We start from the raw sequence: 19494 nt of genomic DNA on the forward strand, positions 1-19494 counted from the left end.
CTGTCGTGCGCCGTGGACGCCTTCGTATCACGCGGCCCGCGCGGGTTCTGCAGGATCCCCCGGTTCCTACACCCGCCAGTAGCTGCGGCGCAGCAGCACCGCGAGCGGCACGATCTCGATGCGGCCGAGGAACATCAGCGCGGTGAGGATCACCTTCGACAGCCCGCCCAGCGGGGCATAGGAACCGAACGGGCCCGTCTCGCCGAAGGAGGGGCCGACGTTGCCGAGGCAGGAGGCCGCCGCGCCGAGCGCGGTGAACGCGCCGGTGCCGGGCGGGCTCGGTTCGGCGTCGAGGGCCAGTCCGAGGGTGCCGAGCGCGAAGGCGAGCAGGTAGAGGACCGCGAACGCGAGCACCGAGCGCAGCGCCGCCCCGTCGACGACCCGGCCGCTGACCCGCAGCGGGACGACCGCGTCCGGGTGCACGGACCGGTCGAGCTCGCGGCGGGCGAAGCGGAACAGCACGAGGTGACGGACCACCTTCACCGAACCGGTCGCCGACCCCGCGCAGGCCCCGACGAACATCAGGACCAGCAGGGTGAACATGGCGAGCGTCCCCCAGGCCGACCAGTCCAGCGTCGCGAAGCCCGTGGTGGTCATCACCGACACCGTCTGGAAGGCCGCGTGCCGGACGCCGGCGGCCCCGTCCACCAGCCCCTCGGCGAACAGTTCGACGGCCAGCAGCGCGGTGGCGGCGGCCAGCAGCGCCAGGTACAGACGCAGTTCCTCGTCGCGGGCCGCCGCCCGTACCTGGCGCAGGGCGGCGAGCCGGTACAGCCGCAGCAGGTTCATCCCGGCGACCACCATCAGGGCGCACAGCACCCACTGCGTCACCGGGGCGAGCTCCCGGGCCGAGTCCGCGTCGGGGGTGAACCCGCCGAGCGAGACGGCGGACGTCGCGTACGCGAACGCGTCGAAGACGCTCATCCCCCGGTCCAGTCCGGACCGGCCGAGCGCGGCCAGGACCAGGAAGCCGGCCGCGGTCACCGCGACGTACACCTTCCAGAGCCGCTGGGCGGTCCCGCGGACGGTCTCGTCGAGCGACTCGACGGCGACCGGTCCCGGCAGTTCGGAGCGCAGCAGGTCACGGCCCCCGATGCGCAGCCGCGGCAGCACCGCGAGGGCCAGCACGATGATGCCCATGCCGCCCAGCCAGTGGGTGAGCTGCCGCCAGAACAGCATGTCGGGTCCCAGCGCGTCCACGTCCGTGAGGACGGTGGCGCCGGTGGCGGTGAAGCCCGACATGGCTTCGAAGTAGGCGTCGAGCGGGTGGGCGAGCTGCGGCACGCGCCCGAACACGAACGGCAGCGCGCCGAAGGCGGGGACGAGCAGCCAGACGGCGACGACGACCAGGAACCCCTCCCGGACGCCCAGGGAGGGCCGCCTGCCGGTGAGCCGTCTGAGCGCCAGGCCGGCCACGGCGGTGGCGGCCCCGGCCCCCAGGAAGGGCCACGGCGGCCGGCCGGTGACGAGCGCGGCGACCGCGGGGACGGCGAAGGCGAGGGCGAACCACAGCAGCAGGGCGCCGACCACGCCCAGGGCGACCCGTACGTCGGTGCCGGAACGCCGTCGTGCCCGCGCCGGGGGACGCGCCCGCCTCACAGGTCGCGCTCGAGGGTGACGACGTGGTCGGGCTCGGCGAGGACGATGACCCGGTCGCCGGCCCGCAGTTCGTCCCCGTCGTGGGGGAAGATCGCCTCGCCGTCGCGGACGAGCGCGCCGACGCCGGCCCCGGGGAGCGCGCCGACGGAGCGGTGCGCGTACCGGCTGCCGGGGCGGACGGTGATGTCGAGCACCTCGAAACGGTCGTCCTCCAGCATCGCGAGCTGGCGGGTGCGCCGGTCGAAGGTGTAGCGGGCCATCTTCTCGGCGGTCTCGTCCCCCGGGTCGACGGTCACGTCGACGCCCGCGGCCTCGAACACCTCGGCCGCGGCCGGGTCCTCGAGGACGGTGAGGGTCAGTCCGACCCCGTGGACCTTGGCGAGCACGGCGGCGTGCAGGTTCCGGGAGTCGTCCCCCTGTGCGAGGACGGCGGCGCCGGCCGCGCCGATGCGCTCACGGCGCAGGAACTCGGGGTCGAGGCCGTCGGCGTGGTAGACCCGCGCCCGGTCGAGCGCGGCGGCGGCCGCCTCGGCACGGCGTGCGTCGTGCTCGACGATCCGCACGACGAGGCCCCGGTCGAGCAGCACCCGGGCGATCGCAATCCCCACCCGTCCGGCCCCGAAGACCGCGACGTCGCCGATGGGTTCGGCCCCGGACACGGTGCGGCTCCAGGCCCGTGCCCCGGCCGGGGACGTCATGACGACGAGGAGGTCACCGGGCCGCACGGTCTCGGTCGCGGGCGGGCCGATCACCACGCCGTCCCGTACGACGGCGACCACCCGGGACGCCTCGGGCAGGTCCGCCTCGCGCAGCGGACGGCCGGCGAACGGCGGCGGATCCGTCTCGGGGACGTGGACGCCGATCACGGCCACCTTGCCGTCGGCGAAGAAGTCCACGTGCCGGGCACCGGGGACCTGGAGAACCCGTGCGACGGCTTCGGCGGTCTCGAACGCCGTCGACACGAGCAGGTCCACGTCGAGGTCGCCCGCGTGCCAGGCGGCCAGGTAGTCGGTGCCGGTGGCCCGGACGACGGTGCGGGCCGACGACAGCCTGCGGGCGAGCATCGCGGTCACCAGGTTGACCTCGTCCCGGGAGGTGCAGGCGAGGACGAGTTCCGCGTCGGCCACCCCGGCGTCCAGCAGCGTCTCGCGCCGGGTGCCGCTGCCCTGCGTGACCCGCACGTCGTAGGCGTGCGCCAGGGCGTCCAGGCGCGCCCGGTCGATGTCGACCACCGTGCAGTCGTGCGTCTCGGCGAGCGACTTGACCACGGTGTGCCCGACCTGCCCCGCACCCACCACGACGACTCGCATACCGGCATCGTGGCACGCACCGGCGTGGCCCGCGACGACCGGCTCGCGCGACACCCCGGCGGACGACCGACGGCCGCGCAGGCGCCTTCGCCGGCCAGGTGCCCGGTGGTCCCGGCCGCGCCGGTGCCGTTCCCGGCCGGGGCGGGGGCGGGCGTCCCGTGCCGCCGTCCGGGGGCCCCGGTCCGCGCGCCCGCCGGACGGAGCCGGGGCGGCCCCCGTCCGTTTGACAGCCGGTGCAGGGCTGCGAGTCTGGAAGGCGGGGGCGACGACGTCGTGAGGAGACCCGACATGGGACGGCGACCGGCATGGCGCTCGGTGGCACGGCAGCTTCCGCTCCGGCTCTCGGCCGGCGCGTTCTTCCTGAACTCCGGGCTGGCCAAACGCGAGGCGGACGACGCCACCGCCGAAGGCCTGCACCAGTTCGCGTCCGGCACCTATCCGGTCCTGGGGAAGTACGGCCCCGGCCAGTTCGTGCGGACGCTCTCCGCGAGCGAGATCGCCATCGCCGGCGCGCTGTTGCTGCCGGTGGTCCCGGCCGCCGTGGCGGGCACCGCGGTGACCGCGTTCTCGCTCGGCACCCTGGGGCTCTACCTGCGGACGCCGGGGATGCGGCAGGACGGCAGCCTGCGCCCCACCGAGCAGGGGCTGTCGCTGGCCAAGGACGTGTGGATGCTGGGCATCGGGCTCTCCCTGATGGCCGAAGGGCTCAGGCGCCGCCACTGACGGCCCGTCGGCGTCCCCCGGACGCCTGATCCACCGGGGCCGGTGACGTACCCGCCCGGCCGGACCGTGCCCCCTACCGCGGAGGCCGCCCATGGTCACCTGGGCCACCCGGTTCCGGGCGCGGCAGTACGTCCGGGCCGGCCTCTGGGGTGGTCCCGGCGCTCGGGCCGGCCGCCGGGACACTGCTGGGCGAGGCGGCCCTCGCCCTGGACGTCGCGGGGGCGCCGGCCGGCTGGCGGTACACGGCGACCACGGCGAGCGGCGTCCTCACCGCGACCGTGGGGGCGATGGCAGCCCAGCAAGGCACTGCTGCGTCCGGTGCTCGCACGCGCCGACGCCGGCCGCGTGCCGGGGCTGAGGCAGGCCGTCCAGGGTCCCCTCGGCCTCCCCGCGGTCTTCGCCCACCGGGACGAGATGGCCGTCCACTGGACGGACGGCGACCAGGTCGACTGGCTCGACTCGGTCTCCGTGGACCTGGTGCGCGGCCACGGCCGGCCGGACGGGCCGCGCGAGATCGTGGTGGACACCGCCGACGCGGGCACCGTGCGGCTGACGGCACGGCATGAGGACACCCAGCGGTTGCGGACGACAGGTGCGAGCGTGCCGCACCCGGCCGGTGCGCGGCCCGGACCGGTGCGCTCACGTCCTCCCAGCGTACCGGCGGCCGGGCTGGTCCTCAGCGGGCACAGATGCCGGAGCCGCCGCCGGACGTCCTGCCGAAGGCCTGCCGGGCCGGGCGCGGCACCGGGGCGGCGGTCCGGGACGGCCTCTTCTCCCCGTCGCGGCACAGCGGTTCCGCGGCTCCGCGGCCGCGGTGACGACCGGCCGGCGGCGGAATCCTCATGCCCATTTGTGGACCCTGACGTCGCCGTTCCAGACACCTTCACGGAGCGGCCCGTTCCGCGCTCCCGTCGTGCAAGACTGCGTGCGGGAAGATCCGTTGAGCAAGAGCACCGCCGTACGCCGATGAGTAGTGACCCACAGACCGAGAGGTGGATCGATGACAGCGATTGCCGAGCCCGGGGCCGTCACGTTGAGTTGTTCCGACCCCGGATCGCTCGCGGACTTCTACGCGCGGGTGACCGGCTGGCAGAAGATCTTCAGCAGTGAGTCGGCGGCCTACCTCGACGGCCGGAACGGCATGCGCATGGGCTTCGTCAGGATCGACGGGTTCGAGCCCCCGTCCTGGCCGGAGGCGCGCAACCGCGTGCACCTCGACTTCAGCGTCCCGGACCTGGAGAAGGCCGAGGCCGAACTGCTGGCGCTCGGAGCCGGCAAGCCCGAGGAGCAGCCCGGTGAGGGGAAGTGGACGGTGCTGCTCGACCCGGCCGGCTACCCGTTCTGCATCACCTCGATGGCCTGACACACGCATCCGGCGGCCGCGTCCCCCGGCGGCGGCACACGGGCCCCGGGGGCGCGCCGACGGCATCCTGGTGTTCGTGCTCCGCCGACCCGCCGGCACTGCCGCACCCGGCCGGGACGGCGGCGTGCACGGCGCCACGGCCGGCTTCGGCGCCCGGGGCCGGGACCGTCCGGGTGCGCCGCCCCGCCCGGGAACACCGTCCTGACGCGTTCCGATGGGATTGAGCATGAGTGAACCGACCCTCACGTTCCAGGATCAGCTCCAGTGGGAGCAGTGGCTGGAGGAGAACCACGACAGCGCGGCCGGGGTGTGGGTGAGGATCGCGAAGAAGGCCGGCGGCCTGCCGAGCGTCACCTACACCGAGGCCCTCGACGTCGCCGTCTGCTTCGGCTGGATCGACAGCCGGCGCGAAAAGGTCGACGACCTGTACTGGCAGCAGCGGTTCACGCCGCGCACCAGGACGAGTCCCTGGTCCCAGGTGAACCGGGAACGGGCCGAGCGGCTGGCCGCCGAGGGCCGGATCCGTCCGGCGGGCCGGCGGGAGATCGACGCCGCGAAGGCCGACGGGCGGTGGGAGGCCGCCTATGCGTCGCAGAGCAGGATGACCGTCCCGGACGATCTGCGGGACGCCCTGCTGGACGTGCCCGGGGCCGCCGAGTTCTTCGACACCCTGAACAGCAAGAACCGGTACGCGATCCTCTATCGCGTACAGAGTGCCAAGAAGCCCGAGACGCGTGCCAGGCGGATCGAGAAGTTCGTCGCCATGATGGCCAACCACGAAGTGATTTATCCGTGACGCTCCCCGGCCGGCCGGGCCCGGCGGTTCCGGCTCCACGGCCGTGTCGGACGGCCCGGTCGCGGCGCGTCGGCCGCGCCGTGACCGGGCGTTCGCCCCCGTCACTCGTAGCGCAGTCGCAGTGACTCCCGCTCGGCCTCCTCGATCCGTTCGAGGGTCAGGCCCGGCAGGTTCCGCTGGGTCAGGGTGACCTGGGCGCTGGCCGGCTGGGCGTCAGCGGGCACCCAGCGCTCCGGCCGCCAGGCGCCGGCGCGCATCAGCGACTTCGGACAGTGGGGGTAGACCTCCTCGGTCCGCACCACGATCGCCGCGACCGGCGGCTTGCCCACGGGCGTGAGCCGGTCGAGCAGTTCCGGTCGCGCCGAGACGCAGGCGCGGCCGTTGACGCGCAGGGTCGTCGGGCGGCCGGGAATGACGAAGAGCAGGCCGACGCGTCCGGTCTGCAGCACGTTGTGCAGGGTGTCGAGCCGCCGGTTGCCGGTCGCGTCGGGGATGACCAGGGTCCGGTCGTCGAGCACCGAGACGAACCCGGCGGGGCCGCCCCGCGGTGTCACATCCGCCCGGCCCTCGGAGTCCGTGCTCCCGATGAACACCAGCGAGGAACAGCCGATCAGGGCCCGGGTCTCCTCGGTCAGGCGGTCGGTCTCCTTGCGGAGCGCGTTCGGGTTCGGCTCCGGGTAGAGCTCGCGGAGCCGCTCGGGGCTGGTGACGGCGTCGGCCTGTAGGGATGCGAACAACGATCCGGCCGCCTCGGTGTCGGTCATCATGGCATGACCCTAGGAGACGATCGCCGTACGGGGCGCGGCGCCCCGCGTCGTCCCAGCCCCCGCCCGCCCCCGAAAACCGGGTGCGGCCGCTGCTCCCGCCTTGGAACCATGCGGGAATGTCCCCGCGTCACGAACCCCTGATCGTCCGGCACACCCTTCGCGTCCCCGTCCCCGAGGGGCCCTCCGGGGACGGCACCGTCGTGGTGCGCCAGTTCGACGCCGCGTTGATGTGCGCGGGCTTCAAGCTGTCGGCGCGCCTGTTCGGCCGCCTGGCCGGCCTGTCCGAGGGGACGGTCACCGACCTCGCCGTACGGGTCCTGGGCACGGTGCGGGAGATGGCCGGCGACCACGTCCGGCACAACCCGTACTTCATCGACTTCCCCGCCAACGTCCCGGCCACCGCGGACTTCTGGCGGGAGTGCGTCGCCGAAGCACTCGCCGACGACACGGCCCGGGCGGGCACGCCGAAGCAGCTGGACGCGGGCGTGGTGGACCTGCTCACTCTCCCGTCCTACGGCACGTACCAGCACTCCTTCACGGACCTGCTCGCCCGTCACGAGGAGCTGATCGCAGCGGCGGGCGACCGAGTGACCGTCCTGCACCCCGGTGACCGGCTGGAGGACGAAGTCACGTCCCTGTACCTGGCGTTGGCGGGCAGCACCACGCCCCTCGGGGAGGAGGGACTGCGGGATCTGGCGGAGCTCGCGGGGCACTGCGCGGCGGGGCCGCAGCCGGAGCGGATCCCGGTGCGGGAGAACCGCGCCGTGGTCAACCAGGCCCGCCTCATGGCCGGGGCGGACCTGCTGCTGGACACGGTGACCGACGTCCTCCGGCTGGCCTGCGCGCTCAACGGCGTCGACATGGGCCTCCAGGAGCCCGTGCGGCTGCGGTCGCTGCCGCGCTCGGTGCGCCGGGCGCTGCTCGCGGGCCTCGACGCGGTGGTCGCCGCCGCGCCGGCCAAGGCGGCCGACGTGCACGCGCACCGGGAGATGTGGAAGCGGCTCGGGGAGCGGCTGCACCCGCACGAGTACCCGCAGTGGCCGCACGCGGCGGACGTGTTCGCCGTCGCGCGTGGGGAGAAGGAGGCCCGGTCCCTGGAGAGCCGCGCCGAGGAGCTGTTCACCCGGGGCGACGCCGGCGCGGCGGCCCGGCTGCTGCGGGCCGCACCCGGCAGACTGCTGCGTTCCCTGGACCGGCTGCTGCGCACCGCGGCCACGGACGACGAGCAGGACGCGGTCGTCGCCGCCGTCGAGCAGGTCCTCCCGGAGGTTTCCGGCCGGGTTCTGCTGTCCGTGGTCGAGCACCTGCGCAACCGTGCCCGCCGGACGGGAGCGCAGCGGGTGTTCGTGAACCGCCTCGGACGCGGCCATGTCGCCGACGACACCCGCCGGCCGGTGCCGGACGCCGTGCGCGAGCGGCTGCTCGCCCTGCTCGACGCGGAGCTGCGCCGCCGGGTGGGCGGTGCGGGGCGCGTGCTGGTCGATCCGGACGTCCTGGACGTGGCGCTGCCGCTCAGCGGCCGCGCGAGCACGGCCGGGCTGGGGGTGCTGCCGCGCGGCTCGGTGTCCGCGGTGGACGGGGACCTGCTGCGCTTCTTCGTGTACTGGCGGGAGACCGCGGGCACCACCGACTTCGACCTGTCGGCGCTGCTGCTCGACAGGCGGTACGCGACCGTCTCCTGGCTGTCGTACACCCATCTGCGGGACGTCGGGGGCAGGCACTCCGGTGACGTCATCAGCGCGCCCGAGGGCGCCTCGGAGTTCATCGACCTGCGCCTGGACGCGGTGCGGGGCGCGTTCGTGGTGCCCCAGGTGAACGTCTTCGACGGCGAGGGCTTCGAGGAGGTGGCGGAGTCGTTCTTCGGGTTCATGCTGCGCGAGGGACAGCAGCGGGGGCGCCCGTTCGAGCCGCGGACGGTGCGCATGAAGTCCGAGCTGCGCGGTCCCGGCCGGGTCGCCCTGCCGCTGGTGTTCCTGCGGGGCGCCGACGGCCGCTGGCGTGCGAAGTGGCTGCACCTGTACCTGCGGGGCGATCCGTCGCACAACCGGGTCGAGGGCAACCGTCTGACGGTCGCGACGCTGGTGCGCGCGGTCGTCGAGCGGGAGCAGCTCACGGTCCGGTACCTCACGGACCTGATGGCCGGGGCCGGGGCGACGGTGGACGTCCGGGACGGCGGCACCCTCCCCGAGGGGCCCGTCACCTACATCGGTCTGGACCGCCCCGAGGGGCTGCATCCGCACGCGCGCGTCATAACCCCCGAGAATCTGCGCGACCTGATCCCCGCCTGACTGCTAGCGTGACCGCGGCGAGGCCATGAGGGGGCTTCCTTCTCCACTTCCTATGTGACCCAGTCCCCTCGCTCTCCTCACCGTTCTTCCGCGGCCGGTGGCCGCCCCGCAGCACGCGGGGCGGCCACCGGCTGTGCGTCCGGCCGGACCGTGCGCCGGTTCCGCGCGGCGCCGCGGCCGTGCAGGGATCCCGTGCCGTCCCTCGGGGCCGCCGTCCACCATCGTGCCGTTCGTCTGAACGCGCCGGGCCCCGCGTGCGTAGGGAGGAGGGGACGACGCGCCCCGCCGGGCTCCCGCCTGCCCCCGGGGTCCGGACACCGAGCGACATCCACGAGGAGCACCGATGAACACCGCACGCCTCAGCGACTGGCTGACGGCCCGTCAACCCCTCGTCCTGGGTCTGTTCCGCATCGTCCTGGGCGTGCTGTTCACCAGCGAGGGCGCGGCCACCCTCTTCGGTGTGCTGGACCGCAAGGCCAGTCCGGTGGGCGAGTGGCCGTTCTGGTACGCCGGAGTGATCGAGCTGGTGTGCGGCGCCCTGATCCTCCTCGGCGTCGGGACGCGCTCCGCGGCCTTCCTCAGCTCCGGGATCATGGCCTTCGCCTACTTCACCGAGCACCAGCAGGACGGCCTGTTCCCGCTGCAGAACGGCGGTCTCCCGCCCGCGCTGTTCTGCTGGGGCTTCCTGCTCCTGGTGTTCTCCGGTCCGGGCGCCCTGGCCCTGGCGGGCGGCGGCCGTGCCACGGGTGCCCGCCCTGCGGGGACCCCGCTCCCCCAGCAGCCGGTGCGGGACTGACGGCCGGGGAGGGCGACCCCCGGCGCTCGGGCAACCCGGCTCTCGGCGCGCCGGCATCCCGGAGCACCGGCATCCCGGCACCCTCGCACCCCGGAACCGACGGCCCGGCACGGGCGGCCGGTTCCGCCGGGGCCGCCCCCCTGCCCTTCGGCCCGGCCGCCGCCCTTCCGGGGCACGGTCGTGCGCCGGAGGGCTACCCTGGCGTCATGGAATGTTCCGCCGCTGGGCGAACGCGTCGCTGAGGGCCTGCTCGCCGCCGGTTCTCCGGCCGCGCGCGGGCCGGCAGAGGTCCCCGTTCTGCCAGGGCCCCGAGCCCTCGGTCCGAAAGGCGCACATCCATGCTCATCCGCGCGTTCCACCGGCACGACCTCGTGCCGCTCACCGAACTCACCATCGACACCTTCCGTCCGTTCTACGAGGAATCGTTCCGCCCGCTGGTCGGGGAAGCCGTCTTCGCCAACCAGCACGGCGACTGGCAGGGTGACTACCGCCGTCTGGTCGCCGGTCTCCACGCTCCCGAGCGGCACGCCCACGTCGCCGTCGCCGAGGCCGGGGACGGCTTCGCCGGCTACGTGGCGTGGAGCGTCGACCCCGGGCGCAGGAACGGCGGCATCACCCTGCTCGCCGTGGCCGCGCAGCACCGCCGTCTCCACGTGGGCACCGCCCTGTGCGAGCACGCCTTCGCGGCGATGCGCGCGCAGGGGGCCGAGGTGGTGGAGATCGGCACGGGCGGCGACCCGTTCCACGCTCCCGCCAGGGCGCTGTACGAGGCGCTCGGGTGCACACGGCTCCCGACCGCCGTCTATTACCGGCAGTTGTAGCCGGTGACGCCCGGGGTCCCGGCCGGGGCCCCGGGTCTCAGGCCGGGGCCGGCGGCGAGCGCCGGGGTCCGGTCCCTCAGCGGGCCGCGGCGAGCCGGCTGCGCAGTTCCTCCTCGGTGACGTCCTCGACGTGGGTGAGGAAGACCCACAGGTGGCCGAAGGGGTCCCCGAGGACCGCGGTGCGGTCCCCGTGGAACATGTCCGTCGGCGGCTGGAGCAGTTCCGCCCCGGCCGCCACCGCGCGCCGCGCCAGCTCGTCGACGTCCGGGACGAAGACGTGCAGGGTGACGGACGTGCCCCCGAGGGCGGGGGGCGCCGACCAGACGGCGGCGCCCACCCCCTCGGCACCGGCGTCGCCCAGCATGAGGACCGACGGCCCGATGGAGATCTCGGCATGCAGGATGCCGCCGCCCGGCGCCTGGAGCCGGAAGTCCTCGCGGGCGCCGAACGCCCGCCGGTAGAAGTCGATCGCCGCGTCGGCGTCGTCCACCATGATGTGCGGGATCACGGCGTGCCGGTAGTGGTCGGGGATCTCGGTACGGGTGTCGCTCACCGTGTGCCTCCTGGTCTCGCGGGCCGCGGAGGGATATCCGCGGCCCGGTCGGGACCGTAGGAACTCGACCTCGGTCGAGGTCAAGCGCCGCCGGGGCGTCGGCACGCCGTCCGGTGCCGTCAGCGGTTCCCGGAGTCCGGCGGGCCGAACGGGCCGTCGTCGCCGAAGGCCAGGCGGGCGAAGCGTTCGCCGATGAGCCGGTGGGTGGCGGGGGCGGGATGGAGTGCGTCGGGCAGGGGCTGGGCCTCCGCGTCGGACTCGCCGTACAGCTCGCGGCCGTCGAGGTGGTGAATCCGGGGGTCGTCCTCGGCGCGCCGGCGGACGATCCGGGCCAGTTCCTCCCGAATCACCGTCAGGGTCAGCTTCCCGGACCTGGTCTCCTCGGGATCGCCGGCCGCCCTGAACCTCAGGCGTCCCTCGCTCATCGCGTCCAGATCGGGGGCGCTGGGACCCGGGGTCGTCTCGTGGATGGCGCAGTGGACCGGTGAGACGACCAGCAGCGGAGCGGTGGGATGCCCGTCGCGGAGGGTGTCGAGGAAGCCGTCGACGGCCGGGCCGAAGGCGCGCAGCCGCATCAGGTCCGCGTTGACGACGTTGATGCCGATCTTGACGCTGATCAGGTCGGCGGGCGTGTCGCGCATCGCGCGGGCGGTGAACGGGTCGAGCAGCGCGCTGCCCCCGAAGCCCAGGTTGAGCAGGTCCGCTCCGGCGCGTGCGGCGGCCACGGCGGGCCAGGTGCCGGTGGGCGTGGCGGCGTTGGAACCCTGGCTGATCGAACTGCCGTGGTGCAGCCAGACCTTGCGCCCGCCGGCCGGCACCGGGCGGGCCGGGGCGTCGGTGCGCAGTTCGACGAGCAGGGCCGTCTCGTCGTGCGGCAGCCAGATCTCGATGTCCTTCTCGTCGCCGGTCAGGCCGTCGAAGCGCACGGTGCGCACGGGCCCCCGCCGGGTCCCGGCCGCCCCGGTCGTCAGGTCGAGGGTCAGCGTGTCGCCGTCCGGGACGGTCGCGGCGTCCACCAGCCGCCCGTCGACGAGCAGTTCGTACACGCCGTCGGGACGCGGGGGCGCTCCGGCGTAGACCCGCTTGGTGGCCACGACGTCCAGCTCGACGGCGGTGGCGCGGGTGCGGAGGGCGAGCCGCACCCCGGAGGGCTGCGACTCGGCCATGGCCAGCTGTCCGTCCGGGATGCGGCGGCGCGCGCCGGCGGGCAGGCGGTGGGGCAGGACGCCCCGGTCGGTGCGTTCGAGGTCGAGGGCGCCCCGGACGACGTCGGTGGTGAGGGGTACGGGGGTCCAGTGGTGCCGGGTGGTCATGGGGGGTGCCTCTTCGGTGGTCCGGGATCGGTGGGTCCGGGTGGGGTGACATGACGCGGTGCCGCGCCGGCGGCCCGGGGAAGGCCCGCTCAGGGGGCGGTGCTCCAGGTGCGCAGCAGGAGGTCGAGCGCGTCGAGGATCTCGGTCCAGCTCTCCTGGGCGTCGGGCGCGCTGTGGCTGAAACCGCCCGCCGCCTCCAGCCCCACGAAGCCGCTGAAGACGCTGCCGAGCAGGCGCACGGCGTGGGTCTGCCGCGGCTCCTCCAGGGCGTATCCGCGCAGGAGCGCCCGGGCCATGGCGGCGTGCCGCACACCGGCGCTGCCCGCCGCCTCCTGGGGGGCGAGGGGGAAGGAGGTGGCGGCGAACCGGCCGGGGTGTTCCCGGGCGTAGTCGCGGTAGGCGTCGGCGAACGCGACCAGGGCGTCCCTGCCCGCGCGGCCCGCCATCGCGGCGGAGACCCGGTCGGCCAGTTCCTCCAGCGCCAGGAGCGCGATCCTCACCTTGAGGTCGTGCGCGTTCTTGACGTGCGCGTACAGGCTCGCGGTCCGGACGCCGAAGTACCGCGCGAGTTCGGAGGGCGTGGTGCGCTCGAAGCCGATCGCGTCGGCCATCTCGGCCCCTGCCCTGACCAGGCGTTCCGTCGTCAGCCCCACTCGGGTCACGGGGTCCCTCCCGATCGCACTCCACACTGCTTCCTACAGAGATTATGCAGCTACCTAATTGCTTTAGGCAAGTGGTCGGCAAGTGGACACCCGACGACACCCTCGGGCACGGGCCGGCCACCGAACGCCACCGCCGCCGCGCCGCGGCGAGGCCGCGCAGTGACACGCGACACCATCCGTTGATCTCTTTGCCGTAACAAAAGGGGTCAATATTGCACATGCAACGAGCAAATAAGCGCCATCGTCACGAAGGGCAAACCGTGCCTTCTCGGACCTATCGGCGCTCGAAATGCGTCAGGAACTTGCACAATTCAGACGGAGCCGCAGCGTACAGCCTTGCAGCCCCTCCGGACGAGCGGCCTCCCGCTGGCCGGAAAGAGCTGTTACGGTGCCGACGGTTTGCGGGCTCAAAGCCCGCATCTTTTCGTGAACGTCCCTTGTACAGCGCTGAGCTGCCGGGTCGGTCCTCCCGCTGCGCGGCGCGCGGGACGGTGCCGCCGCCTGCCCGTGACAACGCAGGCGCGCTGCCGACGCCGGGCTCCCAGAGTCGAAGGAGGTGGCGTGTGTGGGCGAAATGGACACAGCCCAGTTCAACGCCCTGGTCATCGTCGGTCTGCTGGTCCTCTTCTACGGAGGCACCTTCCTCATCTCGACCCGCATCGGGAAGAAGGAGGAGAACGCCGACGGCTACATGACGGCGGGGAACAACCTCGGATTCGGCATCTCCGCCGCCAGCATGACGGCGACCTGGATCTGGGCCTCCTCCATGTACGCGTCCGCCACCTCCGGTTACACCTACGGCATCTCCGGCCCGATCCACTACGGGCTGTGGGGCGCCCTGATGATCCTCTTCATCTACCCCTTCGGCCGCCGCATCCGGGCCGTGGCGCCCAAGGCGCACACCCTCGCCGAGGTGCTCTACGTCCGGCACGGCCGGTCCAGTCAGCTGATGCTCGCCGGCTCGAACATCGTCGGCAGCCTGATCAGCCTGATGTCGAACTTCATCGCCGGCGGCGTGCTCATCTCGATGCTGTCGCCGTTCACCTTCACCCAGGGCGTCTTCGCCGTCGCGGCCGGGGTGCTGCTCTACACCCTGTGGTCCGGCTTCCGCGCCTCGGTGCTCACGGACTTCGTGCAGGTCGTCGCGATGCTCGGCGCCGTCGCCGTCATCGTCCCGTTCATCTTCTTCGCCGCGGACTTCCCCGCCGCCTTCGAGACCGGCGCGAGCAACCTGACCGCCGAGCAGGGCAGCTTCTTCTCCAGCACGGCCTTCATGGAACAGGGCGCCCCCTACATCGCCGCGGTGCTCGCCTACGCGATCGGCAACCAGACCATCGCGCAGCGCCTGTTCGCCGTGAAGGAGAGCCTGATCAAGCCGACCTTCATCACCGCGACCGTCGGGTACGGCGCCATGGTGATCGGCGTCGGCATGCTCGGCGTGCTCGCCCTCTACCTGGGCTTCGAGCCGACCGGCGGGGACCCGAACAACATCATCCCGGGCATGGCCGCCGAGTACCTGCCGCCCGTGCTGCTGGCCGTGTTCTTCATCATGATCGTCGGCGCGCTGTCGTCCACCGCCGACTCCGACCTCGCGGCCCTCTCCTCGATCATGATGGCCGACGTCTACGGCCAGAACGTGGCCGGCAAGGACAAGGCCAACCCGGCGACGATGCTGCTGATCGGCCGCATCACCATGGTGCTGGCCACCGCGACCGCCGTCGCCTTCGCCAGCCTCCAGCTGAACATCCTGGACCTGCTGGTCTTCGTCGGTGCGCTGTGGGGCGCCCTGGTGTTCCCGGTCCTGGCCAGCTTCTACTGGGGCAAGGTCACCGGACGCGCCTTCACCACCTCGGTCCTGGCCGCGCTCGCGGTGTTCCTGCCCGTCCGCTTCGGCTGGATCCCGCTCGACAACGGGCTCGGCCTCGTCGTGGACGTCCTGGCGGTCATCGGCGTCGGCGTGGTCCTGGGCCTGATGGTGTTCGGCTTCTTCGGCGCCCGCCCGGCCCGCGTCGTGGGTGTGGCGGCCGTCGTCGTGACGGCGCCGTTCGCCATCGGCGAGCTGCACGAGTACGCCACGCTCAGCGGTTCGCTGGTCGCCTACTCGGTGTCGACCATCATCTGCTGGTCCATGTCGGTGCGGCAGCGCGAGGACTTCGACTTCGCCGTCATCGCGCAGCGCACCGGTGACTTCGACGACGGCTCCGCCGCGACCGCCGCGGCGCCCGTCCCGGCCGGCAGCGGTGCCGCGGCCCCCGCGGGGCGTGCGGCGGAGGACGGCGACAGCGATCCCGAACCGGCCGCCACCGGCAGCAAGTGACCCCGAGGAGGCACCGTGTCCACCGCAGTTCTCACCGCGTACATCCTGATGTGGCCCGTCCTGGTGGCGGTCGTCCTGTTCGTGATCAGCCGCGGGTTCTTCCGTGAGTGGGCGGAGGCCCGCCGCAACGGCGAGGACCTGATCTGACCCCTCCCGCCCAGCGCCCCGTCCCCGGCCGGTTCCTCCGGCCGGGGACGGGGCGTTCCCGTTCAGGACCGCAGGAAGTCCGCCAGGCCCTCGATGAGCCGGTCGACGTCGTCGGCGTGGTTGTAGGGGGCCAGACCGACGCGGAGGCCGCCGGTGTCCCCGAGACCGAGGCGACGGGACGCCTCGACGGCGTAGAAGGACCCCGCGGGTGCGTGGACACCGCGTTCCGCCAGGAACCGGTAGGCGTCCGTGGCGTCGCGCCCGTCGAAGGTCAGCAGGAGGGTGGGCGTGCGCTCGGCGGCGCGGGAGTGCACCGTGACGCCGTCGAGGGTGCCCAGGCCCTTCTCGATGAGGGTCCGCAGGGTCTCCTCGTGCCGCTCCAGGGCCTGGTAACCGGCCGTCAGCCGTTCCCGCCGGGTCCCCGTGGCGGCCGGGTCGAAGCCGGCCAGGAAGTCGACGGCGGCGCGCGTGCCGGCGAGGAGCTCGTAGGGCAGCGTGCCCAGTTCGAAACGCTCGGGCACGGCGTCGCTGGACGGCAGCAGCTTGTCGGGGCGCAGGGTCTCCAGCAGGGCGGGCCGGGCGGCGAGCACGCCGTGGTGGGGGCCGAGGAACTTGTACGGCGAGCAGGTGAAGAAGTCCGCGCCCAGCTCCTCCACGTCGACCAGGCAGTGGGCGGTGTAGTGCACGCCGTCGACGTGGAGCAGGGCGCCCGCCTCGTGCACCGCGCGGGCGATCTCGGCGATCCGCGGGCGGGTGCCGATCAGGTTGGACGCCGCGGTGACGGCGACCAGGCGGGTGCGCCCGGTGAGGACGGAACGGATGCCGTCCGGCGTCAGCTCCCCGGTCGCCGGGTCGAAGTCGGCGCGGCGCACGGTGACGCCGGCCTGCGCGGCCGCCTGGATCCAGGGGCGGATGTTGGAGTCGTGATCGAGGCTGGTCACCACCACCTCGTCCCCGGGCGACCAGGTCCGGGCGAGGGTGCGGGAGAAGTCGTAGGTGAGCTGGGTGGCGCTGCGCCCGAAGACGATGCCGGCCGGGTCCGCCCCGAGCAGGTCGGCCATCGCCCGCCGGGCCTCGACGACGATCGTCTCGGCGTTGCGTTCCCCGGCGGCCCACCGGCCCCGGTTGGACAGCGGGGCGGACAGGGCGTCGGAGACGGCCTGGATGACGGGGCGGGGCGTCTGGGTGCCGCCGGGCCCGTCGAAGTGGGCGATCCCGGCCTCCAGGGCGGGGAACTGGGCGCGGAGTGCGTCGATGTCGTACGTCACGGAGTCTCCCGTTCGTGGGCGCGCGCGGGGTGCGGCTGCGGCGTCGGAGGGGCGGCGGTCGGGGGCAGGGGCCGGTGTCGGGACGGGGGTGGACGCCGGTGGACCGGGAGCCCGGTGGCCGGGGTCCGGACCGGCGGTGGCCGTCACCCGCGGCCGGCGGCTCCGGTCGAGGATGTCACCGGGTCCAGGTCACCGTGCCGGCGGGGGACTCGTCGACGTGGAGCGTGAAGACGTCCGGTCGGGCGTAGTGGCCGACGGGGTCGAAGTCGAAGCGGGCCCGGACCAGGTCGTCGAGGTCGAGTTCGGCGGTCAGGATGCCCTCGCCGTCGCGCAGCGGCCCGGCCAGGACCTCGCCGAGCGGGGAGACGATGACGGAGCCGCCGCCGATGAGGACCGTGTCCGGATCGTCGCCCTGGACGGGCCGGAGGTCGTCGGGCAGTCCGTCGCGGCGGAGGTACTGGGAGGCGCTGAGGACGAAGCAGCGGCCCTCCAGGGCGATGTGCCGCATGGTGGCCTGCCAGGCGTCCCGGTCGTCGACGGTCGGCGCGCACCACAGGTCGACGCCCTTGGCGTACATGGCGGTGCGGAAGAGCGGCATGTAGTTCTCCCAGCAGATGGCCGTGCCGAGCATGCCGTTGCCGGTGTCCGCGACGGGGAGGGTGGAGCCGTCGCCCTGCCCCCACAGGTAGCGCTCGGCGGCGGTGGGCATCAGCTTGCGGTGCAGACCGAGGTAGCCGTCGGGGCCGAAGAGGAGGGCGACGCAGTACAGGGTGCCGCCGCTGCGTTCGACCGCTCCGATCACCGCGTGGCAGCCCAGCTCGCGGGTGACGGCGGCCAGCCTCGTGACCTCCGGGCCGGGGATCTCGACGGCCGCGGCGTGGTAGCGGCGGAACAGGTCGCGTCCGGCGGGGGTGCGGCTGCCGACCGTGATGCCGAAGTCCAGTCCCTTGGGGTAGCCGCCCAGGAACGCCTCGGGCAGGACGACCACCTCGGCGCCCCGTCCGGTGACGGCCTCCCGGAGCAGTTCCTCGGCCCTGGCCAGCGCGGCCGGGGTGTCGAACAGCGGGGCGGACGCCTGGACGACGGCGGCGGTGACGCTCCGGCGGGGCGCGGCGGAGTCGGGGCGGCGGGGCTGGGCCTCGGCGGCTGTCATGCGCCGACCGTAGGAAGCGGGGCGCTCGTCCGGCAAACTCATCCTCGCGATGATCGACATCTATGAGACCGAATTCCGCAAGGCGGACCTGAACCTGCTGGTGGTCTTCTCGGCGTTGCTGCGTGAGCGCAGTGTCACCCGCGCCGCGGCCGCCCTGCATCTGAGCCAGGGGGCCACCAGTGCCGCCCTCGGCCGCCTCCGGACGCTGTTCGGCGACGAGTTGTTCACCCGCACCCGCAGCGGTGTCGAGCCGACGCCCCGCGCGCTGGAGCTGGCGCGCCGGGTCGAGCCCGCGCTGAGCCTGATCCACGGGGCGGTGACCGACCGGGACCGCTTCGAACCGGCGACGGCCCGGCGGGCCTTCACCCTGGGCATGTCCGACGACCTGGAGACGGCGCTCCTCCCCCGGCTGCTGGCCGCCACCAGCGCGTTGCCGGGCATCCGGCTCGCGGTGCGGCAGACCACGCGGAACAGCGTCGGCGGCATGATCGACCGGGGCGAGATCGACCTGGGCGTGGCCGCGGCGCCCGCGCACGGGGCCGATCACCGCAGCCTGGACCTGTTCGAGTCCGGCTACACGTGCCTGTTCTCCCCGCGGCTGCTCCCGCTGCGCACGCCCCTCGGCCTGGACGACTATCTGGCCCACCCGCACCTGCTGATCTCCTACGACGGCCGCCGCGGCATCGTGGACGACCTGCTGGAGGCCCGGGGGCTGACCCGCCGGGTGGTCGCCTCCACCACGCACTTCGCCGGGGCGGCCCTCCAGTTGCCCGCCCTGGCGGCGCTGGCCACCCTCCCCACGCACGCCGCCACCCCCTACGCCGAGGTCCTGGGCCTCGCGACCTCTCCCCCACCGCTGCCGATGCCCACCTACACGGTGAGCGCGATCTGGCACGCCACCCGCACCGACGACCCGGGCCTGCGCTGGCTGCGCGGCCTCGTGCAGGAGGCGGCACACGCCCTGCGGCATCCCTGAGCCGGGAGCCGCGGGACGGGGTTCGGCGGTCCGGCGGTCTACGAGCGGAAGGGCCCCCTCGCCTCGCAGGTGATTCCGCCGGACGACCTCCCGCTCGTGCCGCGCCGGCTGGAGAAGCAGAGCCGGCTGCCGTCCGGGGAGAACGCCGGGCCGGTGATCTCGGCAGTCCGATCCCGTTGGCGCCCGCCGCCCCGGGCGGCCCGTAGGGGCCCGTGCCCGGCTGGGCCGGCGCGGCGTGGGCGGCGCCGCGCCACAAGGTGCCGCCGAGGGCCGCGGAGGCCCCGCCGACGGCGGTCGCACGCAGGAAGTTCCGACGTTCCACGATCGCTCCCGAGGGTGTCAGAGGCCCACTCGCGGCCGGCGGCGGCGAGGCCGACGACCGGGAACCTCCACGGACGCCATGAACATGCCATGGGCGTGCGCGCACGGAGGACGGCGCCCTCGTGGCGCCGCCGTGGCGCTCCCGTCGGGGCCCCGTCGCCCGCCACGGGCGGGCACCTCGTCCGGCCGGCACCGTCCACCGGCGGGAAAACCGGATGATCCGGCGCGCCGGAGCAGCTAGCCTGGCGGACATGGCACGAGGAATCTGGTCGCAGAAGGTCCGATCCGCCCGCTGACGGCGGCGCCTTCTCCTCCCATCGA

17 protein-coding genes and 1 pseudogene are annotated in these 19494 nt (G+C 73.8%); 9 read left to right on the forward strand and 9 right to left on the reverse strand.

Going from position 1 to position 19494, the window contains the following annotated elements:
* Positions 1 to 66: 66 nt before the first annotated feature.
* Both ACSU53_RS00515 and trkA read right to left on the reverse strand, forming a co-directional pair.
* Positions 67 to 1599, reverse strand: coding sequence for a TrkH family potassium uptake protein (locus ACSU53_RS00515; RefSeq protein ID WP_437024120.1), 1533 nt, complete (start codon positions 1597 to 1599; stop codon positions 67 to 69).
* Positions 1596 to 2909, reverse strand: a complete 1314-nt coding sequence (gene trkA, locus ACSU53_RS00520) for a Trk system potassium transporter TrkA (RefSeq protein WP_437024122.1) — start codon at positions 2907 to 2909, stop codon at positions 1596 to 1598. The genes ACSU53_RS00515 and trkA overlap by 4 nt, the downstream gene beginning before the upstream one ends.
* A 288-nt stretch (positions 2910 to 3197) precedes the next feature.
* Between trkA and ACSU53_RS00525 the strand changes: the two genes are divergently transcribed.
* The 3 genes from ACSU53_RS00525 (at position 3198) to ACSU53_RS00535 (ending at position 5791) form a co-directional block, all read left to right on the forward strand.
* Positions 3198 to 3632, forward strand: coding sequence for a hypothetical protein (locus tag ACSU53_RS00525; RefSeq protein ID WP_437024124.1), 435 nt, complete (start codon positions 3198 to 3200; stop codon positions 3630 to 3632).
* A 1000-nt stretch (positions 3633 to 4632) separates the two neighbouring features.
* Entirely contained in the window at positions 4633 to 4995 is a 363-nt protein-coding gene (locus ACSU53_RS00530) for a VOC family protein (protein WP_437024126.1), read from the forward strand.
* Positions 4996 to 5221: 226 nt separating this feature from the next.
* Positions 5222 to 5791, forward strand: coding sequence for a YdeI/OmpD-associated family protein (locus ACSU53_RS00535; protein WP_437024128.1), 570 nt, complete (start codon positions 5222 to 5224; stop codon positions 5789 to 5791).
* A gap of 101 nt (positions 5792 to 5892) precedes the next feature.
* On the opposite strand, the gene ACSU53_RS00540 is transcribed toward ACSU53_RS00535, so the two are convergent.
* The gene (locus tag ACSU53_RS00540) at positions 5893 to 6558 is read right to left on the reverse strand and encodes an MSMEG_1061 family FMN-dependent PPOX-type flavoprotein (protein ID WP_437024130.1); all 666 of its coding nucleotides are present in this window, start codon (positions 6556 to 6558) and stop codon (positions 5893 to 5895) included.
* A gap of 116 nt (positions 6559 to 6674) precedes the next feature.
* On the opposite strand from ACSU53_RS00540, the gene ACSU53_RS00545 reads away from it, so the two are divergent.
* From ACSU53_RS00545 to ACSU53_RS00555, 3 genes are all read left to right on the forward strand, one after another.
* Positions 6675 to 8846, forward strand: a complete 2172-nt coding sequence (locus tag ACSU53_RS00545; protein ID WP_437024132.1) for a hypothetical protein — start codon at positions 6675 to 6677, stop codon at positions 8844 to 8846.
* Between the two features lie 343 nt (positions 8847 to 9189).
* The gene (locus ACSU53_RS00550; RefSeq protein WP_437024134.1) at positions 9190 to 9642 is read left to right on the forward strand and encodes a DoxX family protein; all 453 of its coding nucleotides are present in this window, start codon (positions 9190 to 9192) and stop codon (positions 9640 to 9642) included.
* A 338-nt stretch (positions 9643 to 9980) separates the two neighbouring features.
* Positions 9981 to 10463 (forward strand): GNAT family N-acetyltransferase, encoded by a 483-nt coding sequence (locus tag ACSU53_RS00555; RefSeq protein WP_437024136.1) that lies wholly within the window; start codon positions 9981 to 9983, stop codon positions 10461 to 10463.
* A 76-nt stretch (positions 10464 to 10539) separates the two neighbouring features.
* Here the strand turns inward: ACSU53_RS00555 and ACSU53_RS00560 are convergent, their stop codons facing one another.
* From ACSU53_RS00560 to ACSU53_RS00570, 3 genes are all read right to left on the reverse strand, one after another.
* Positions 10540 to 11016, reverse strand: coding sequence for a VOC family protein (locus tag ACSU53_RS00560; protein ID WP_437024138.1), 477 nt, complete (start codon positions 11014 to 11016; stop codon positions 10540 to 10542).
* Between the two features lie 119 nt (positions 11017 to 11135).
* Positions 11136 to 12329 (reverse strand): GDSL-type esterase/lipase family protein, encoded by a 1194-nt coding sequence (locus ACSU53_RS00565; RefSeq protein WP_437024140.1) that lies wholly within the window; start codon positions 12327 to 12329, stop codon positions 11136 to 11138.
* A gap of 89 nt (positions 12330 to 12418) precedes the next feature.
* Positions 12419 to 12991, reverse strand: a complete 573-nt coding sequence (locus ACSU53_RS00570; RefSeq protein WP_437024142.1) for a TetR/AcrR family transcriptional regulator — start codon at positions 12989 to 12991, stop codon at positions 12419 to 12421.
* Between the two features lie 574 nt (positions 12992 to 13565).
* Between ACSU53_RS00570 and ACSU53_RS00575 the strand changes: the two genes are divergently transcribed.
* Together ACSU53_RS00575 and ACSU53_RS00580 are read left to right on the forward strand one after the other, a co-directional pair.
* Positions 13566 to 15308: a sodium:solute symporter family protein gene (locus ACSU53_RS00575; RefSeq protein WP_437032949.1), complete on the forward strand. Its 1743-nt coding sequence runs from the start codon at positions 13566 to 13568 to the stop codon at positions 15306 to 15308.
* 15 nt (positions 15309 to 15323) lie between these two features.
* Positions 15324 to 15455: a putative transporter small subunit gene (locus tag ACSU53_RS00580; RefSeq protein ID WP_437024144.1), complete on the forward strand. Its 132-nt coding sequence runs from the start codon at positions 15324 to 15326 to the stop codon at positions 15453 to 15455.
* 62 nt (positions 15456 to 15517) lie between these two features.
* Here ACSU53_RS00580 and ACSU53_RS00585 read toward each other — a convergent pair whose 3' ends face one another.
* Together ACSU53_RS00585 and ACSU53_RS00590 are read right to left on the reverse strand one after the other, a co-directional pair.
* On the reverse strand, positions 15518 to 16723 hold the full coding sequence (locus ACSU53_RS00585) for a cysteine desulfurase-like protein (protein ID WP_437024146.1): 1206 nt from the start codon (positions 16721 to 16723) through the stop codon (positions 15518 to 15520).
* A gap of 175 nt (positions 16724 to 16898) precedes the next feature.
* A complete protein-coding gene (locus ACSU53_RS00590) occupies positions 16899 to 17876 on the reverse strand; it encodes a nitrilase-related carbon-nitrogen hydrolase (RefSeq protein ID WP_437024148.1) in 978 nt (325 codons plus the stop codon).
* A 49-nt stretch (positions 17877 to 17925) separates the two neighbouring features.
* Here ACSU53_RS00590 and ACSU53_RS00595 point away from each other — a divergent pair, with 49 nt between their 5' ends.
* On the forward strand, positions 17926 to 18852 hold the full coding sequence (locus tag ACSU53_RS00595; protein WP_437024150.1) for a LysR family transcriptional regulator: 927 nt from the start codon (positions 17926 to 17928) through the stop codon (positions 18850 to 18852).
* Between the two features lie 244 nt (positions 18853 to 19096).
* On the opposite strand, the pseudogene ACSU53_RS00600 reads toward ACSU53_RS00595, so the two are convergent.
* Positions 19097 to 19426, reverse strand: a pseudogene (locus tag ACSU53_RS00600) (twin-arginine translocation signal domain-containing protein); the annotation flags it as partial.
* Positions 19427 to 19494: the final 68 nt, after the last annotated feature.

The organism is Streptomyces sp. enrichment culture, assembly GCF_964273255.1.
Classification (GTDB): Bacteria; Actinomycetota; Actinomycetes; order Streptomycetales; family Streptomycetaceae; genus Streptomyces.

Coding starts and splice junctions, on each gene's coding strand:
- ACSU53_RS00555 (WP_437024136.1), top strand. CDS start 9,981: ATGCTCATCCGCGCGTTCCACCGGCACGACCTCGTGCCGCTCACCGAA.
- ACSU53_RS00575 (WP_437032949.1), top strand. CDS start 13,566: ATGGACACAGCCCAGTTCAACGCCCTGGTCATCGTCGGTCTGCTGGTC.
- ACSU53_RS00550 (WP_437024134.1), top strand. CDS start 9,190: ATGAACACCGCACGCCTCAGCGACTGGCTGACGGCCCGTCAACCCCTC.
- trkA (WP_437024122.1), bottom strand. CDS start 2,909: ATGCGAGTCGTCGTGGTGGGTGCGGGGCAGGTCGGGCACACCGTGGTC.
- ACSU53_RS00545 (WP_437024132.1), top strand. CDS start 6,675: ATGTCCCCGCGTCACGAACCCCTGATCGTCCGGCACACCCTTCGCGTC.
- ACSU53_RS00535 (WP_437024128.1), top strand. CDS start 5,222: ATGAGTGAACCGACCCTCACGTTCCAGGATCAGCTCCAGTGGGAGCAG.
- ACSU53_RS00565 (WP_437024140.1), bottom strand. CDS start 12,329: ATGACCACCCGGCACCACTGGACCCCCGTACCCCTCACCACCGACGTC.
- ACSU53_RS00590 (WP_437024148.1), bottom strand. CDS start 17,876: ATGACAGCCGCCGAGGCCCAGCCCCGCCGCCCCGACTCCGCCGCGCCC.
- ACSU53_RS00525 (WP_437024124.1), top strand. CDS start 3,198: ATGGGACGGCGACCGGCATGGCGCTCGGTGGCACGGCAGCTTCCGCTC.
- ACSU53_RS00595 (WP_437024150.1), top strand. CDS start 17,926: ATGATCGACATCTATGAGACCGAATTCCGCAAGGCGGACCTGAACCTG.
- ACSU53_RS00530 (WP_437024126.1), top strand. CDS start 4,633: ATGACAGCGATTGCCGAGCCCGGGGCCGTCACGTTGAGTTGTTCCGAC.
- ACSU53_RS00540 (WP_437024130.1), bottom strand. CDS start 6,558: ATGATGACCGACACCGAGGCGGCCGGATCGTTGTTCGCATCCCTACAG.